We start from the raw sequence: 14,816 nt of genomic DNA, 5'->3' as shown, positions 1-14,816 counted from the left end.
GGGAGGATCAACTACCCGTTGTACTCACCAAGCTGGTCTCGAACCGCCGGTTCGAGATTGCGCTCGTTTTCGATTGCCGCGAGGAGTGCCCGGAGGAGCCGATTGTATACAGCCGGCCGTTCGATCATCGCGACGTGACCGGTGCGCTCCATCCGGCAGAACACGCCGTTAGGAAGCCGACGCGCAGTCCCGCGTGCCGCATCGGCCGGGACGATCCCATCGGCAGGGCCGTGGATGACGAGCGCGGGCACGTCGACCTGCTCGGTATCGTAGCGTCCGTCGTAGCCCCAGAACGCCTCGGTCACGGTCGTCCACGCCGAGCGGCGGCGAGGCAGAGGGTTTGATTGGAGGAAATCCTCGACGACGGCTTCGGCCGTCTCCTCGTGAAAGCCGACGCTGTAGGCCAGCTGACGGATGAGCGCGTCGTTCGCAGGCAGGTGATACAGCCGCAGCGCGAGGAACAGCCGTAACAGCGGTTTCTCCCACGCCGGCGTGAGGTCGTGATCGCCCCCTGCGTGGAGCACGAGGCCAGCCGTCGGATGGCGTTTGGCGTATTCGAGCGCGATGGCGGTGCCGTAACTGTGGCCGTGGACGATCGGTCGGTCGATGTCGAGCGCGTCGAGCAGATTCCGGAGGTCGGTGACGTGCCCGGTGAGCGACTGTTCGGGACGCGCCGTGGAGTTGCCGTTTCCGGCCAGCGAATACGTCACCAGTTCCCGCTCGCCCTCGAACGCGTCCAGTTGCGGATACGGGTTCCACAGCGAACCGAGGCCACCGTGGACGAACACGATTGCTGGATCCGACCCATCCACGTGTATCGTCTCTAATGCGACTGATTCGGATACCTGCACCCGACTGGGTTCTGGCATCGAGGTTCGGACGTCATCGAACCGGATGTACCCGGAAGGAAACGGTGACGTGGACATAGTCGATCAGAAGGGGAACTTGTCACGCGCCGATTGGAGGGCGAGCCGAGAGAGCAGGCGGGCGGGCCCACGCTTGGGGAGGTCTCGAATCGTCTCGACCGACCCCGCCGGTTCACCGCCTCCAATATCCAGTTCCCACCCTGTCTCGTCGGCAAAGCGTTCGACTGCCACCTCCACGCGCTCCTGTACCGCGTCAGCGTCCATCGTCATCGGTGTTCCACCTTGCATCACGATGTCTCCGTCAACGATGACCGTCTCCACATCGGCTGGTGCGGCGTTGTTCACGACGTGGGCAGGCACGTTGGTCAGCGGCGTGAACTTCGGCTTGTTCACGTCGAGGAGGATAATGTCTGCCCGCTTGCCCGGTTCGATGCTCCCGATCTCGTCGCCGACACTCAGCGCACGAGCCCCGTCGATCGTCAGCATCCGCACCAGTTCCATCGAGGAGAACTGGCCGGTCGTCCGCTTGACGTTGGCCGCGAGGCGGGCCTGTCGGGCCTCGCCGAACATGCTGTAGGAGTCGTGCCAGTAGTGGTCGTCAATCCCCAGCCCGACATCGACATCCGCTTCTCGCAGTTCCGGGACGGGCGTCCACTGCATCTCGGCGTCCGGGTTCCAGTAGCAGAACACCGACGGGCAGTGTGCCACGGACGCGTCCGCCTCGGCAGTACGCTCAATGTCGGCTTCATCGGCGACGCGGAAGTGCGCTGCAACCAGTCGGTCGTTGAGCAATCCGACGTCATCGAGCAGATCGAGCGAATCCTCGCCGTCGTTCGCTCGCGCCATCGTGTTGCTCTCTTCGAGTTCCAGCAAGTGGGTGTGGACGAGCAGGTCGGGATATTCAGCCGCGAGATCAGCCGTGCGCTCCCACAACTCACGCGTACACGACCAGTCGTCGTGCGGGCAGATCGTCGCCCGGATCCGCCCGTCGTAGGTGTCGTGATACTCGTCGATGAACGCCCTAGCCCGGTCGAACTGCTCGTCGACGGGGACGTCCCAGAACAGATCCGTGATAGTCGGGCCGAAGAAGCCGCGGAGTCCCGCTTCATCGAACGTCTCCGCGCCCGCACTCGGCCGGACATCCATCGAGTTGATCGTCGTGACGCCCCCGAGGAGGAAATTCAAGGCGGCAAGCTCGTACCCAGCCTCGACCAGATAGTCGTAGTCACCCTCGCCGAGACGGCCGTAGATGGCTGTCATACTGCCCATCATCTCCAGCAGATCGAGGTCACTGAACGCACCGATCAGCGGCGTCAGTTCGAGGTGGGTGTGGGCGTTGACCAGCCCCGGCATCACCAGTTTTCCGTCGCCGTCGATCGTGTGCTTGGCTTCGATCTCCCCATCGCCGTCCTCGGATGTTCGCACCTCCGCGATGCGACCGTCGTCGATAAGCACCGCCCCACGCTCGTATAGACGGTTCCGCTCGTCGACCGTGAGAACAAGCGCATCAGAGATAGCGATGTCAACAGCCATATGTCTGTCCTGAAGCGGCAGCCGCGTCAAAGTTGTCGGTACTACCCCGAGAAGACAGTGTTCGAGGGATGGAGCGGAGCGAAAAACGGGTGCTGTCCGGCGGAAATTCGGTGTTAGAAGCCCCAGCGGAGGCCGGACATCGTGGCGACGATGGCGATCATCAGGACGAGTTCGACCAGACTCAGCATCCCGTACTTCTTGTTCAGGGAGGCGAGGCGCTCGTGGTCAGTATCGTCGGCGGCAATCTCGTCGAACATGCCTGCCGTGAATTTGTGAAGTGGGCCGAACCCGAGAACGAGCAGCGCAATCGCAAGGACGAGTGCCGCCCACAGCGATGGGGTCGGAGATGCCCACAGCCCCATCATACTGGCGAGCCCAATCCCCGAGCCGACCACACCGACCGAGACCGGTTCCATCAGCAGGTTCATCTTCGGGACGAAGCCTTCAGCGAACTCGACGTTGGCTTCCTCGGAGAGATTCCCCATGACGGGGCCGAGCACGACCGCGCCGAGTACCGCAGTTCCGAACCAGAATGCACCGAGGAAGAGGTGGACAGTGAACATGATTCGGACATCGCCCGAGAGGTAGCCCAAGGCGGGCAGTACCAAGGGAACGGCGACGGCGCCGACCGCAAACGGTCGGGAGGCCGCGTCAGTCATCAAGCGATACCGCTCGCGCGTGTTCGTCGGTCTGTGCGCATCAGCTAGTGACATACAATATTGCTCTTACTGGCGAGTGAACAGAGGTGGCACACAAAAAAGTGGGTAAATCGGCATACAGAAGGTTGACAGATGAGGCGTCCTCCGACGGGCAGGGAAATCGAAATCAGGACGATGGAGATACACCATATCACGGACGGTCAGCCGGTCATCGTCTTCCAGTAGCGCCAGCCAGAAGTTGATATCAGCGGATCTGCTCGACAGACTGTTCGCGTGCCTCTTCTTGAGCCGCCTCTTCGAGATCCTCGAGAGACGCCTCGCGAAGCTCGTCGGAAGCCGCCGCTCGCAACGCCTCCACTGGATCGTCGGGGATCGGCACCAGCTTGATACCGCTGTCCAGCTCAACGAGGCGGAACTTCTCGCCGTAGCGGTCGCGTATCTCCTTCGGAATCGTCACACGACCACGTTCGTCTGTTCGTACCCTTCTACTCATATCTGAATCGGAGAAGTGAGAATATTTGAGTGTTGTTCCGACTTCCATTTCCAAGCTGAGTTGCGATCTACAGCTCGTACGATCAACTGCCGCTGTGCCAACTACCCCACCGGAAGGATTTATTTCATAGTCCATCGATTATCGACTACGATGCCGGGAACGCCGAACGCGGCAGACGGGGCGGCCTCCGCGGGAAGCGACTTCTTCACCACACAGAAACTGCTTGCCCGGCCCCGCCTCGCCCGGTTCTATACCGACCTGCTGATCAACTCGCCCACCACGATTCCCGAGGCTCGAGAGCGGCTGGATATGGAGAAGTCAACCGCCCACAAGTACTCGAACGAACTTGCTGAGATGGGAATCGCAGAATCGTCAGACGAACACCGAGATGGGGCGGCAGTCTGGGAAGCGACACCCATCGACGGCGTCTGGCACGGCACCGCCACATTCGAGGTTGGCCCGACAGTGTTCGCCGTGTTTGGCGCCCAAACTATCGACGAAGACATCGAGATGTTCACCGACCGCCACGGCGAGGCCTTGCTTCCGGCGGCCATCGTGGAAACCATACACTACCTCGAGGGGCGCCAGACGCGCCGCGGTGTGGCCGACGCGCTCGATGTTCACGCTGTCGAAGGAGTCGCTATCTCACAGGCTGTCGAACGAATTATCGGCGTGGTCGGCCCCGGTGATCCCACGATCGATATGTCTGCCTTCGAGGTCGAAATACACGAGCAGGCCCTCGCCGAAGCACCGTACATCCGCGACTGATGAGCGGAGACATCAGCCCACTGCCTTCGATCCTCGTCTTGAACACCAGCTTCCTACGCATGGTCGGGGGCCGGGCGCGGCAAAGTGAGTCTAATCTGAAGAGAGAATTCATTTCCTCCAGATACCTGTAGTTAGAGTATGGCCCACGAGTGCGATGATTGCGGAGAGTCGTTCGAGACTCTCACACGTCTTCGGCTCCACGACTGTGGCGACGTTCAGTCAGAGACTGTTGCCACCGCTTCCAGCACCGACGAGTCGACATCTCCCTCTCCTACAGATGAACGAAACACGTCCGTCACCGACCTCGATGACCTGCTCGATCAAGCCTCTACGGGCGATATAACTGCAATCCACGGGGCAGTGGCGTCGTTCGAGTCCGCGCTCTCGGCCGCCCTCGAAGGAGACAACAGTGGCGACACATACCGGGACGTGTTCTGGCCGTACCACGAGCGCGTCAGTGACACTCTTGATGAGGCAACGCGATCAGAGGGATGGAGTCTACTTGTCGAGGTGATCGACGCTTACGATCCCACTGCCGACGACGAGATTCCGCTCGTGACGCCCACGGTTGCGAATGCTGTGGGACGGAATCTGATCCGCACGCGGTTGACCGAGGATGTGTCGGCGATTCCAGTTGCGGCGCTCGAATACCTCGATAACATCGCAGTCAATGCTCCCGATACGGCCGATACCGCGCGGGAGGAAGTCCACGCGTACGGGTGGGGAATCGGCCATCCCGCTCACTCGATCGCCGACCGTCTCCGCGTCCGCGCCTCGGAGGACATCTTCTCGGTTAACCCGACACTCGAACACGCGTTCTACGCCGACCAGTACGCAGCGGTCGATCTGCTCGAAGAGCTGGTGAGAGACGAGTCGATCGACGGGACGCTTCCACGAGTCACCCGTGACGATATGCCGTATCGTCGCTACCTGCTCGACTGCGTCTACGGGCTGCAGACGGACGACCACTGGCCGGGGATGCCGCGATACTACGACTGGCACGAGGAATTCGACTACACGTTCGAACTGGACGAAACGGTCGAGCAGCGCATCCGTGAACTCGTCGAAGAGACTGGATTCGGCGCCGACCTGCCGAACGACTGGACGTTCCGCGACCTCGGCGTCTGAGCGAACCACCCTCACGCTTTACCTGTCTTCCGACGATACTCCCCAGTAATGCCGTTCAGCGTCACATGGCACACGCTCCTCGACGAATGCGAGGATCTCGCCGAGGATGCGACTCTGCTCACGCCACTCTCTCAAAGTCGCTTCCGGATCAACGACGTGCAGGAACATCGAATCGTTGTCGAGTTTCTCGACCGCGACGTGGACGAGACGCGGCCGCTCCAGCGCGACCAGTTCGAGACGCTCCACGAGCGCATCAGTAACGCCGTCGATGGATTCGATCTCTCGCGGCTCCCACCCGACGCTGATCCGTATCCCGCCGTGTTGAGTCTGCACCCACGATTCGAGGTCGACGAGAGCGCGGGCGTGATCCGCGAAACCGACGAACCGACCGGAAGCCAGATCATCACGGGAACAGACGACGAGGACTCGGACGAAGGTGCCACCGAGCGCACGGAACCCGACGTGGATGTCTACAGCGATGCGCTCCTTCTTATCGACGCGCTGGAGCGGAACGACCTCTCCTCGCTGGAGGTGTTGGACACGCCCGTCCTCATCAATCTCTATACCCTGCTCTCGGACATCCAGCGCGATGCCAACGACCTGCGTCAGACCGTGACCGACGTGTTGCTCGATCGGCTGCACCACGACCAGCCCGTCCACGGCCAGTTCGGCTCCGTGCAACGAACGACGCGGCGCAACCGAGACCTCCGGGACGACGACGAGGTGCTGGCCGCGCTGGAGGATGCAGGCATCGACCGCGAGCGCGTGTTGAGCGTCGACCGCGACAAGGTCGACGACGCCCTCGACGTGACAGAACTCTCCGAATCAGACGTGTACGATATCGAGGAGACGGAGTACGTCCGGAAGGCCGAGGTCGACGAGGAACAGCGAGAAACCCGACTGCAGGGGCTGAAAGACCGACTCGCCACGAGCGACGACCCCGAGGCCGAGGAACTCCGAGAGGAGATCGAGGAGTTGGAGAGCCGGATCGAGGAGTTGACCGAATTCAAAACGGGACGGGAGTATCACACCCAGTCAAGTGCGGAGTGAGTCTCTCGATACCGATCGTTCTGTTATCGGACTCGTATCCGACATCGTGAGGCTTTTTCAGAGATCCATTCGTGGGCCGAGACGCGATGATCGTCCTGCATGCTTCATTCCCGATTGACCCAGACAAGCGCGAGGAAGCACTCGACCTGATCGAGGATCTCGTCGAACAGTCTCAAGCCGAAGAAGGTATGATCGACTACCGGGCGACGACCGATGTCAACGATCCGAACGTAGTGCGGTTCTTCGAGCAGTATGAGGACGAAGCCGCCTTCGAGGCACACACCCAGACCGACCACTTCCAAGAGTTCGAGGCCGCGCTCCCCGATCTGCTCGACGGCGAACCCGAGATTCTGCGGTTCGATGTCGAGTCAGCGACAGAACTCGATCTGTGAACGAAAGCTGAACAGATTTCTCCTCCGCTCACTTGGCTGGAGACACTCTCGTAGGGAGACGGATCACCGTCTGCCCTCACCACAAATCAAAAACAAATAGGGTGATCGCACACTCGACTCTGATGGAGAGCTATGCCCTCGACGATTCTCAACGGCAACCTTGAACAACAGGGCGAACTGTCGCTGTCCAGTCCCCAGTTCAGCGACGGCGAACAGTTGCCGGACTGGACTGGCTATGCAAACGAGAACGAGAATCCGGAACTGGCGATTTCGAACATCCCTGACGACGCGGCGTCGCTGGTGCTGGTCGTCGACGATCCGGATGCCCAGCCGGTCGCGGGCCACACGTGGGATCACTGGGTCGCGTGGGATATTGATCCCCGTATCGGGACGATTCCGCGCGATTGGGACGGTACCGATGTGACCGAGGGGTACAACGACTACATCGAACAGGGCTACGGCGGCCCATCGCCGCCGGAGGGCAGTCATGACTATCGATTCAAGCTGATCGCCCTTGATACCGAACTCGGCGTCCCGGCCGAGACGAGAAAGACGCGCGTCGGCTCGGCAATCGCGATGAATGCGGAGGTGCTGGCCACCACCCAGCTCGTCGGAACGTACCACGCCGAGCAGGGTACCGCGTTCTGACGTCCCAACTGGTTTCTACCTAGGCAGCCGCGAGGTCGTCCACACGCGCTTGTGGCGTGTTTTGACCTCGGTCTTGATCTCGCCAAGATTCAGTAGTTCTGTTGTGATGAGCCGTCGGTAACGGGTAAGCAACGCTGATCAAAGACGGAACTATCGCTGTCGGCGGTCAGCCGACGACGACTAACGACCGTTCCACATCCGGTAGAGGGCGTAGACAACTGGCTTCGAATCGGACACGATCAATCCCCACCTGAATCGTTATCAGGCTTGGACTGGTGACGACAAGTGGAGGGGTGCTATCGGTTGGCATCATCCGTCCAGTGCTTCGTAGTTGAGGTCTATTCCCCCCTCCAGTCTTTCATCGGAGATATTAACACGCTCTCGCCGATAAATACTGGTCTCTGATGGTAGAGCTTCTTTCGAGTGCTGGAATTTCCTTTGTTGCGTATTTGTTGGTGTTTGGAGGGGCTGCAGTTGCCTGTCTCGTGAGCGCGACACGTCTTACTCGAATCGATGACCCCGACACGCGGCGCGGATTGGTTGCACTTCTCCTCACCAGTAGCGGCTGGGCAACGGCACACGTCGCGTTCCTGCTTGCCCCTTCTGAATCGCTCAAGCACGCATTCTACCTGATCGGGCTCGTCGTTGGACTCAGTGCTGTCGGTGCGTGGCTGTATTTCTGTTCCGCTTACACCAACCGCTCACTGCACCGCCAGCCGATATATCGACGGGTCGCAGTTGGTGTGTTCCTCGTCATTATCGCCGTGAAACTCACGAACCCGCTTCACAATCTCTATTTCACAGCAGAGTTCGTGACGACCCCGTTTCCTCACCTCTCGGTCACCCATCAACTCGCGCACTGGCTCGTGATGGGGCTCTCGTACGCTCTCTCACTAGTTGGCTATTTTATGCTGATCGAACACTTCACGCAGGTTCAATACAAGACAACGCCAGTACTGGGGTTGGTCGGTATCACAGGTCTTCCCATCGTATTTGACATCATCGGCTTCACCACACCCTACCTGATCGACATCACTTACGAGCCAGTTGGCGTCGCTATCTTCGCTGTCGGCGTCGCGTTCGTCTACCTCGACACGTTTCAGGCGATCCAGCTCGCAGGCGGACACGATGAACCGGTCATCCTCGTGAGCGCCGACGACCGAATCCGCGACTACAATGACCGCGCAAGCGACCTCTTTCCGGTATTGGCGGACAAATCGGCTCTTGGTGAGCCGCTCTGGTCGGTGCTCCCCACTGTTACCGAGGCGCTTGACCGTGACCGGTCGATCATCGAACGCGACCGCGATGGTGAGATACGACACTATCGGGTTTCGGAAAGCCCGTTCACTGCCCGACAGGCGGATCTGGGTCGGTTGCTGGTATTCGCTGACATCACCGACAGAGAACGGTATCGACGGGAGTTAGAGCGGCAAAACGAGCGGCTGGAACAGTTCGCGAGTATGATCAGCCACGATCTACGGAATCCACTCAATGTGGCAATGGCTCGCGTCGAGATGGCCAACGACGAGTACGACGATGAGAATCTCGCAACGGCAGAGAACGCCTTGGATCGGATGACACAACTGATTGAGGATGTGCTGGAACTCGCCCGTCACGGCCAGCCGATAGATGATACCGAATTGGTCTCACTGTCGACGATCGCCAGACAGTGTTGGGGGATGGTTGACGCCCCCGATGCCGAGATCGTCCTCGAAGACGACCTCACCTTCACAGCAGATGAAGCGCGTCTTCAGCAACTGTTCGAAAACCTCTTTCGCAATGCCGTCGACCACGGTGGGAGCGACGTGACGATCCGCGTCGGTGCGCTGGACGAGTCAGCAGGATTCTATGTCGAAGACGATGGCGTCGGGATTCCAGCCGAGGAACGTGACGACGTGTTCGAGACCGGATACTCGACAGCACAGGAGGGAACTGGATTTGGACTGGCGATTGTCAAAGAAATCGTCGATGCCCACGAGTGGGAGATTACACTCACGGACAGCGATTCAGGGGGAACGCGTGTGGAGATCACCGGAGTTAATCGTGCAGATTGATCCCTCATTTCCCGGTTCTATCACACCTCTCCGGTTTCGAGCGTCTCCATTTCGTCGAGGAAGGCGGGTCGATTCGAGTGTTTCTCTTTCAGGTGTGCGACGAACGCCTCGAATTCGTCGTCGAAACCCAATTCCCGCATCTCTTCGAGGTACTCCACGACCGTCTGATAGTGATCGCGGCCCGTCGTGTCCGCAAGGAACGGTTCGAGACGTTCCTCGTAGACCTCGTAGTAGGTCTCCGGGTCGTAATCCGCGACGTCATCGCGGTATTCGCTCAGAATCGCGAGACCGTTATCACCGACTGCACGTTGCAATGCATCGTCCGGTTCCTCGCGAGCCGCCTCGATGACCGTCTCGAACGCGTCTGCCGTGCGCTCCTCGCGCAGATAGAGGTCGATCAAGCGATGCACGTTCGAGTCCTCGAATCGCGCTTCGAAGTTCGCGACCATCTCCTCCCACTCGTCATCCGAGCAGCGTGACCGCAGTTGCTCGTAGTACTCCCAGTCCCCCGACTGGAGGAACTGCTCCCGGAGGAGTTCCTTGTGTCGCTCCGGGTCGCGGTCGGCGTACGCGTCGATCAGAAAGCGTCGAAGCTCTCCGACATTCGAGAACGCGTCCAGTCCCTCCTCCGCGACCTCGATTGCCCGGTCGCCCTCGCCTTCGGCTGCGAGTAGACGGGCATACCGCACACAGAACTCCCGGATGTCGAGGTACTGTTCCTCGTACACCTCCCGAAGTGCCTCGGTATCGCCGAGTGCGTCCAGCACGTCCGCGTGCATTTGGATGCGTCGTTCGGCCTCGTAGCGGCGCGTATCGAACGATCCGATCCCGTCGTCGGGCTCGCTCGGCTCGGGAATCTCGGTCGGGAGATCGTCTTCGAGGAGATCGCGCCAGTACTGTAGATCCGCGTCGTCGGTGCAAAGATCCCAGAGTGCGTCCTCGTACTGGCCCGAGAACGTGCCGACGGCCGAATCGTCGCTTCCCCACCGTTCGAAGAGGTAGTCGATGTATTCGCGTTTCTCCTCGTGGTCGAGGTCGGCCTCGTGGATGCACTCGACGAACGCGTCGAGTTCCGTCTCGAAGTCTTCGCCGTAGTAGTCCTGCACCATGTCCATATTCTCGATCCGAACCTCGGTCATCGCCCGGTAGATGGTGGCCGCCTCCAGCGGATTGCCCTGCTCACGGTGGGTCTCCGCGAGGTCGTGAAACTCCGAGAAGTCGGGGCCTTCGTACTGGTATGTGTAGGGGCCGCGGTACTGCTGGCTCATCTCCTTCTTGTAATCGTAGAGGCTCTGCGTGTCCTGCTCCTCGAAGCGTGTCAGCAGTCGCCGGCGCAGATCGGCATCGCGCTCGGACTCGTCAAGCAGGAATTCCCGAAGTTCCTCGGGATGCGCGTCCGAGAGGACGCGTTCGACGGCTTCGCGTTCGTCTTCGAGTTCGACGTCGCCTTCGGCGAGTTCCAGCAGCACCGCGATGATGTGCTTGCAGTACCCGCCCCAGTCGTACGGACACGTGCAGGTGGCGTCGACGGTTTCGGGCTCGGCAGCGCCATCCACGAACTGGATCTCGACCTCGTAGGGTTCGGGTTGGGAGCCCTGCACGGCGGCGCTTACGGTCTCGTCGAAGCGGTCGATGCGCTCTATGCGCTCCTCGTCGCGGTAGCTGCGGGCGCGATCGAACACCTCGCTTGTGCAGAGATCGCGGATTTGTTCGGTGGAGAGGTTCATATGCCAAGTCGAGGGGAAGCACGGATGCGTGCTGGGGCTGTCGGAGGCATAGTCAGTTGCGATCGGGGGTGTGCTATGTGAACGAATGGGAGACTGATGTCATAGCTCGACACCGGTGGGGATGAGGCTGGGATCACGGAGGAGTGTCCCGCTTGCATCGTAGACGACCAACAGATCCTTCTTGAACGTTGTGACTGTCTCGCCCTCTGCTCGAATCTCGACGCGATACCGCGCGTCGTGACTCATTTGATCCGCGGACTCGCGCACGGTCTGAACGAACTCGCGCACCAGATCGACAGTTGTCTTGACTTCGACGATGTATCGTCCCGTGACGCGGTCGCTGAGCGCGAGTATGCCTTCAGCTGGTTCGCCATCCGACGATAGATGGCGAAACGAGATATCGATCTCTTCGACAGCGATATCGTCGCGGAGTTGTTCGGACAGCCCCTGTTGCAGACGGTCGCGCGAGCCATCAAAGTGGATCCAGAGTGCCGGATGCTCCGCCGGCTCAGCGGTGGCTGGTTCCTCGACCGTCTCGGTTTCTACGTGGAACTGGTCGCGATCCATCACTCGGGAATGGATGATAGGCTATGGCCGGTCTTGAATATTCGCGTGGGGATAGACACTCTTAGGAGCAGTACCGAAGTCGCTCACTCGAATTGCAGCTTCTGACGGACGAGCTGAGTGTGTACGCGGGGACTCGAACCCCGGGCCTCCCGGACGGCCGGGCCGCTGCCGATGGCGCGGGGCGTGCCGCGCGGACTCACGCCCCCGGCGTCCCGGCCTCAATCCGAGCGTTCTGCCGGACTGAACTACGCACCCACGGCCGCCGTATTGTTCTCACTCTCAACAAAACCTGCGGACGAACGTGTCGTGATGACGTGGAAGTGCAGGATCAGTCTACGTGGGGCATCGTTGGCTGGTCGTCCGTGAGTTCGTCTCGGTCGTGCGGTGCGTCGAAGTCGATATCCGGGCCGATGGGCGTGATTTCGCCCTGATAGTAGCCCTGATCCTTGATGTGATCCATCCGCACCGTCTCCGCAACACCCGGCGTCTGGTAGCAGTCGCGCAGGTACGGCCAGAGGTGCTCGTACTGGTGGAGGTACTGCCTGTCGCACTTGAAGGCCGTGTGATAGCAGTGGTCGAAGCGGATAAGCGTCGGGAACATCCGGACGTCCGCGAGAGTCAACCGGTTGCCGGCGAGGTACCGCTGGTCGGCGAGCACCTCGTCCCAGTGGTCGAGCGCGTCGAACACATCGGTGACTGCCTCGTCGTAGGCTTCTTGTGACTCCGCGAAGCCGGCGCGGTACACGCCGTTGTTGATGGGGTCGTAGATGGCGTCGATGATGCGATCGATCTCCTCGCGGTAGCCCTCGGGATACAGGTCGAACCCCTCGTCACCGATATCGTCGAACGCGGTGGCGAACATCCGCATGATCTCGATCGACTCGTTGTTGACGATGGTGTCTTCCTGCGTGTCCCACAGCACGGGCACGGTCACGCGTCCCGTGTACTCGGGGTCGGCCGCGGCGTATACCTCGCGGAGGTAGTCGGCGCCGTTGACGGTATCGGGTGTGCAGCCGTCCTTCCCGGTGTGAACTCCCAACCCTCGTCCTTGCGAACGGGATCAACAATATTCCTCGAGACGGCGTCGGTGAGCCCAGCTAACTGGCGCGTGAGCGCGGCGCCGTGGGCCCACGGGCAGTTCCGCGCGATGTAGAGGTGGTACCGATCGGCCTCGGGTTCTGACCCCTCGGCGGCCACGTTGTTTGGACTACGGTACGCGCCACGAATCCAGTCGCGGAACGAGGTTTCGACCCGGTCGAACGCGCCATCCTCGTCGGTGTACGGTTCGAGATCCGTCTTCCACTCGCCGTCGACGAGCATATTCCGTCCCATATTCCTCAATTCGGTCTCGAAGCCTACAACTGTGCCGCCATCACCGGCCCTCGTGCTTCGATCTGACCTCTCCGATAGATTCATCAACCGTCATCTCGTTCGAGATAACTAGATGGACGATGGCGACGACCGACCTGATGAATCCCACCGCTGCGAAGATCGTTTTGGCGGCACAGCGTGGGGATTCTATCAACCGGATCTCGAGTAAGATCGGGACATCGTACTCGTGGGTCTACGACTGGATCAATCGATTGGACGACGCAGAAATCATCTCAAATACAGATAACGGAATTCGAGTTCGTGACTACGAGATGCGACGGCGCTACGAGGAGATGATGGGAACGTTGTACATCCGCGACGAAGTTTCACAGGAAGAGGCGTACGTGATCCCCCACTTCGCCGGAATGGAGTTCGCCTACACAGAGATTGATGCCGCCTACGTCTGGACGCACGGTGGATTCCAGATCGCCCGAAGTCACGACGATTATCCCGTATTTATCCAGGTTCACGAGCGCGATGTCGACCAGTGGATCGAGTTCTTCGAGCGGTTCGGGGTCGACACGACCGTGGGTGACCGCCCGGACGCGGCCGATGTTGACGGGAGCGTCCACTACGTCTTGTTCCCGCAGACGGAGGGCATCGACATCGAGTGGGTCGACGGCAATCCCGTGATTCCGTTGGATGGCGCGGTCAGTCAGATGATGGAGACCCGGCCGGCATACGAACCGGCGTTGGAGATGATCGCCAACGAGCATGACGTGGACATCGACGCTAACCATCACGACGAGATGACGGCGGACTGAAAGATTTGACAATGAGCCTCCAAGAGCGCCAAACTGAACTCATCGACACCCACCGCGCCGTTCAAGACGAGGGACTCTCGTACGTTCTCGTCGGTGGATGGGCAATATCGGCGTTTCAAACCCGGTTCACTACTGACGTCGATATGGTAATCCCGGAAACAGAACTCGATAAGTACGATGCCCTGCTCACCGAGTTGGGGTACAGCAAAGAGTTCGACAACGACGTGGCGAACGTCTACGAGGGTCGTATCGTCCGGTACGAAAAATCCGTCGGCGACAACGCGGTCGAATTCGACGCCCTCGTCGGCGCACTCCGTTGCCGTCAGACCGACGCGGAATGGTCGTACCGCTATCTCCACGAGCACAGCATCATCGAATCTCTCGAAGTGGCAGAAGATCTGACGGCCCGCATCCCAGAACCAGCGCTGCTGTTCGCGCTCAAACTCCACAGCGGTCGGCTCGCGGATGCGCGAGACCTGGTGATCGTCGGTTCCGAGTCAGACCCCGACCGTATCGAGAAACACATCCATCGAGGGGATTCAAACCAGTTGGCCGAACAGATCGAACGCGTGCTGGCAGAACTCGAAAGTGACGAGTTCGCGGACTCGTTCAAAGGTGTGTTCCAACAGAAAGAATTCCCAGAGGACAACATCGACGAACTGATCCAGTTCTTGCAAACACAACTCGATGGCATCGAAAGTTAAAGACGGGACTCATTTTCACTAATCACGTACTCCGTTTGCGAAAGTGGCGACAGTTCGATTTTCACCCTCTTTTCGCGGGATCTAGTTGGAGC

14 protein-coding genes, 1 tRNA gene and 1 pseudogene are annotated in these 14,816 nt (G+C 60.0%); 8 read left to right on the top strand and 8 right to left on the bottom strand.

Annotated elements, in window-relative coordinates; all coding sequences use genetic code 11:
* Positions 1 to 11: 11 nt before the first annotated feature.
* The 4 genes from P0592_RS11310 to P0592_RS11295 form a co-directional block, all read right to left on the bottom strand.
* Complete coding sequence (locus P0592_RS11310; RefSeq protein ID WP_276270994.1) at positions 12 to 869, bottom strand: alpha/beta fold hydrolase; 858 nt, start codon at positions 867 to 869, stop codon at positions 12 to 14.
* Positions 870 to 932: 63 nt separating this feature from the next.
* The gene (locus P0592_RS11305) at positions 933 to 2,399 is read right to left on the bottom strand and encodes an amidohydrolase family protein (RefSeq protein ID WP_276270993.1); all 1,467 of its coding nucleotides are present in this window, start codon (positions 2,397 to 2,399) and stop codon (positions 933 to 935) included.
* Positions 2,400 to 2,512: 113 nt separating this feature from the next.
* The gene (locus P0592_RS11300) at positions 2,513 to 3,058 is read right to left on the bottom strand and encodes a hypothetical protein (RefSeq protein ID WP_276270992.1); all 546 of its coding nucleotides are present in this window, start codon (positions 3,056 to 3,058) and stop codon (positions 2,513 to 2,515) included.
* 244 nt (positions 3,059 to 3,302) lie between these two features.
* Positions 3,303 to 3,551, bottom strand: coding sequence for an AbrB/MazE/SpoVT family DNA-binding domain-containing protein (locus P0592_RS11295; RefSeq protein WP_276270991.1), 249 nt, complete (start codon positions 3,549 to 3,551; stop codon positions 3,303 to 3,305).
* 150 nt (positions 3,552 to 3,701) lie between these two features.
* Between P0592_RS11295 and P0592_RS11290 the strand changes: the two genes are divergently transcribed.
* The 6 genes from P0592_RS11290 to P0592_RS11265 all read left to right on the top strand — a co-directional run bounded on the left by P0592_RS11290 (position 3,702) and on the right by P0592_RS11265 (position 9,591).
* Positions 3,702 to 4,319 carry a DUF7437 domain-containing protein gene (locus tag P0592_RS11290; protein ID WP_276270989.1) on the top strand — a complete coding sequence of 206 codons (618 nt, stop codon included), beginning with the start codon at positions 3,702 to 3,704 and terminating at the stop codon, positions 4,317 to 4,319.
* A 138-nt stretch (positions 4,320 to 4,457) separates the two neighbouring features.
* Complete coding sequence (locus tag P0592_RS11285; RefSeq protein ID WP_276270988.1) at positions 4,458 to 5,447, top strand: DUF8137 family protein; 990 nt, start codon at positions 4,458 to 4,460, stop codon at positions 5,445 to 5,447.
* A gap of 48 nt (positions 5,448 to 5,495) precedes the next feature.
* On the top strand, positions 5,496 to 6,497 hold the full coding sequence (locus tag P0592_RS11280) for a DUF7983 family protein (protein ID WP_276270987.1): 1,002 nt from the start codon (positions 5,496 to 5,498) through the stop codon (positions 6,495 to 6,497).
* Positions 6,498 to 6,583: 86 nt separating this feature from the next.
* Positions 6,584 to 6,889, top strand: coding sequence for a putative quinol monooxygenase (locus P0592_RS11275; protein ID WP_276270986.1), 306 nt, complete (start codon positions 6,584 to 6,586; stop codon positions 6,887 to 6,889).
* Positions 6,890 to 7,021: 132 nt separating this feature from the next.
* The gene (locus P0592_RS11270) at positions 7,022 to 7,537 is read left to right on the top strand and encodes a YbhB/YbcL family Raf kinase inhibitor-like protein (protein WP_276270985.1); all 516 of its coding nucleotides are present in this window, start codon (positions 7,022 to 7,024) and stop codon (positions 7,535 to 7,537) included.
* A 404-nt stretch (positions 7,538 to 7,941) separates the two neighbouring features.
* Entirely contained in the window at positions 7,942 to 9,591 is a 1,650-nt protein-coding gene (locus P0592_RS11265; RefSeq protein ID WP_276270984.1) for a sensor histidine kinase, read from the top strand.
* A gap of 20 nt (positions 9,592 to 9,611) precedes the next feature.
* Here P0592_RS11265 and P0592_RS11260 read toward each other — a convergent pair whose 3' ends face one another.
* From P0592_RS11260 to P0592_RS11245, 4 genes and pseudogenes are all read right to left on the bottom strand, one after another.
* A complete protein-coding gene (locus tag P0592_RS11260; protein WP_276270983.1) occupies positions 9,612 to 11,318 on the bottom strand; it encodes an SWIM zinc finger family protein in 1,707 nt (568 codons plus the stop codon).
* Between the two features lie 99 nt (positions 11,319 to 11,417).
* Entirely contained in the window at positions 11,418 to 11,885 is a 468-nt protein-coding gene (locus tag P0592_RS11255; protein WP_276270982.1) for a DUF5793 family protein, read from the bottom strand.
* Positions 11,886 to 11,999: 114 nt separating this feature from the next.
* Positions 12,000 to 12,140 (bottom strand) — tRNA-Ser (locus P0592_RS11250).
* Positions 12,141 to 12,213: 73 nt separating this feature from the next.
* Positions 12,214 to 13,217: pseudogene (locus P0592_RS11245) on the bottom strand (glutathione S-transferase family protein).
* Positions 13,218 to 13,354: 137 nt separating this feature from the next.
* Between P0592_RS11245 and P0592_RS11240 the strand changes: the two are divergent.
* Positions 13,355 to 14,020 carry a helix-turn-helix domain-containing protein gene (locus P0592_RS11240; RefSeq protein ID WP_419181135.1) on the top strand — a complete coding sequence of 222 codons (666 nt, stop codon included), beginning with the start codon at positions 13,355 to 13,357 and terminating at the stop codon, positions 14,018 to 14,020.
* A gap of 11 nt (positions 14,021 to 14,031) precedes the next feature.
* Complete coding sequence (locus P0592_RS11235; protein ID WP_276270980.1) at positions 14,032 to 14,724, top strand: hypothetical protein; 693 nt, start codon at positions 14,032 to 14,034, stop codon at positions 14,722 to 14,724.
* Positions 14,725 to 14,816: the final 92 nt, after the last annotated feature.

Source organism: Haloarcula litorea (genome assembly GCF_029338195.1).
Taxonomy (GTDB): Archaea; Halobacteriota; Halobacteria; order Halobacteriales; family Haloarculaceae; genus Haloarcula; species Haloarcula litorea.
The sequence above is the reverse complement of the archived record's forward strand: the minus strand, read 5'-3'. Positions and strand labels throughout refer to the sequence as shown.